The following is a 2,280-nucleotide window of genomic DNA, read 5'->3' as shown; positions in this document are numbered from 1 at the left end:
AGGCTTGCCCGCGAAAGCGATCGTACCGCCAACATTTATGTTGGATGTGACGGCCTCTTCGCGGGCAAGCCTCGCTCCCACAGGTTCATGATCCCTTCCATGGACGGTAAAACCACCTGTTTAGTGTGGTCGTCCGGCCGAAAGCCGGGTTAGACTCCTTGGCCCTGCCCAACCCGCTCAGTGATGCTTTCCGATGCTCGAACAGTACGTCAAAAAGATCCTCACCTCGCGCGTTTATGACGTTGCCGTAGAAACCCCGTTGCAGACTGCTCGCCAGCTCTCCGAGCGGCTGGGCAATTCCATTTGGCTCAAGCGTGAAGACTTGCAGCCGGTGTTCTCGTTCAAGATTCGCGGCGCCTACAACAAGTTGACGCAGTTGAGCGATGAAGAGCGCGCTCGCGGTGTGGTCACCGCCTCGGCGGGCAACCACGCGCAGGGCCTGGCCCTGGCGGCAAAAGTGCTGGGCGTGAAAGCCACCATCGTCATGCCCAAGACCACCCCGGAAATCAAGGTCGAAGGCGTGCGTTCCCGTGGCGGCAAAGTCGTGCTGCACGGCGATTCGTTCCCGGAAGCCCTGGCCTACTCGCTCAAACTGGTCGACGAAAAAGGCTACGTCTACATTCACCCTTACGACGATCCCCACACTATTGCCGGGCAGGGCACCGTGGCGATGGAGATTCTGCGCCAGCACCCCGGGCGTCTGGATGCGATCTTCGTTCCGGTGGGCGGCGGCGGGTTGATCGCCGGGATCGCGGCGTATGTGAAATACCTGCGCCCTGAAATCAAAATCATCGGTGTCGAACCGGACGATTCCAACTGCCTGCAAGCGGCCATGGCGGCCGGCGAGCGCGTGGTACTGCCGACCGTGGGCCTGTTCGCCGATGGTGTCGCGGTGGCGCAGATCGGTCAGCACACCTTCGATATCTGCAAAGACTACGTCGATGAAGTGATCACCGTCAGCACCGACGAAATCTGCGCGGCGATCAAGGACATCTACGACGATACCCGCTCGATCACCGAACCTGCCGGCGCCCTGGGCGTGGCCGGGATCAAGAAGTACGTCGAGCAACGCGGTGTCACCGGGCACACCTTTGTCGCCATCGATTCCGGCGCCAACGTCAACTTCGACCGCTTGCGCCACGTTGCCGAGCGCGCCGAGCTGGGCGAGGGTCGCGAGGCGATCATCGCCGTGACCATCCCCGAGAAACCGGGCAGCTTCAAGGCGTTCTGCGAAGCCATCGGCAAGCGCCAGATCACCGAATTCAACTACCGCTACAACACTGGCAGCGAAGCGCATATCTTCGTCGGCGTGCAGACGCACCCGGAAACCGACCCGCGCAGTGCGCTGATCGCCAGCCTCAGCGAGCAGGGTTTCCCGGTGCTGGACCTGACCGATAACGAACTGGCGAAGTTGCACATACGTCACATGGTCGGTGGCCGCGCGGCCCAGGTCGTCGATGAAGTGGTGCTGCGCTTTGAATTCCCGGAACGTCCGGGTGCGCTGTTCAACTTCCTCAACAAGCTCGGCGGGCGCTGGAACATCTCGATGTTCCACTACCGCAACCACGGCGCGGCGGATGGCCGTGTGGTCGCGGGCCTGCAAGTGCCTCACGACGAACGTCATCTGGTTCCTGCGGCGCTTGAGGAAATCGGTTACCCGTACTGGGATGAAAGCGACAATCCGGCCTATCAGCTGTTTCTCGGCTGAGCGGCTACGCTGATGGGCAGTCTCTAAGGAAGTCGAACAATGGAAACGTTAACCGCCCTGAAAATGGCGCACACCGCGGCGACGGCAATATTGTTGGGCTGTGCGCTGGGCTTGGGGATATGGTTTTGGCAAACGCGGCGTCGTGGTGATGCGACTGCTGCAGCGCGCACGTTGCAACGGCCTCGGGTGTTCGTTTGGCTGTTGATGGGCCTGGCGCTGCTGAGCATGCCATTCACCGGCTGGTGGATGGTGCATCTGGTGGGCTGGCCGTTGGGGCAGACGTGGTTGCTCGCGTCGAGTGTGCTTTACACCCTGGCAGCGTTGGGGTGGTTCTGGTTGTTGGTGCGGCTGAACAAGCTGCGTACTGCGCCGGGCGGCAGCGGCAAGTTCACCTTTGCTCTCGCGCTGTTCAGCTTTGTCTGCTTTATCGCCATCGCGGGGTTGATGGGCGCCAAGCCGGTTTAAGGCTTGAAACCGAGGCGATCCCTTCGCGGGCAAGCCTCGCTCCTACAGGTGATGTGTCGAGTCTGTAGTCGGCTACCACCACAAATCCTGTAGGCGCGAGGCTTGCC

2 protein-coding genes are annotated in these 2,280 nt (G+C 61.3%); both read left to right on the top strand.

Annotation, left to right across the window (positions count from 1 at the left end; all coding sequences use genetic code 11):
- Positions 1 to 193 precede the first annotated feature (193 nt).
- Positions 194 to 1,708, top strand: a complete 1,515-nt coding sequence (ilvA, locus tag QMX98_RS34140; RefSeq protein WP_010466728.1) for a threonine ammonia-lyase, biosynthetic — start codon at positions 194 to 196, stop codon at positions 1,706 to 1,708.
- A gap of 39 nt (positions 1,709 to 1,747) precedes the next feature.
- Entirely contained in the window at positions 1,748 to 2,173 is a 426-nt protein-coding gene (locus tag QMX98_RS34135; RefSeq protein ID WP_077747195.1) for a DUF2269 domain-containing protein, read from the top strand.
- The last annotated feature ends 107 nt before the right edge of the window (positions 2,174 to 2,280 follow it).

It is taken from the genome of Pseudomonas sp. PS02303, assembly GCF_029959925.1.
Classification (GTDB): domain Bacteria; phylum Pseudomonadota; class Gammaproteobacteria; order Pseudomonadales; family Pseudomonadaceae; genus Aquipseudomonas; species Aquipseudomonas mandelii.
The sequence above is the reverse complement of the archived record's forward strand: the minus strand, read 5'-3'. Positions and strand labels throughout refer to the sequence as shown.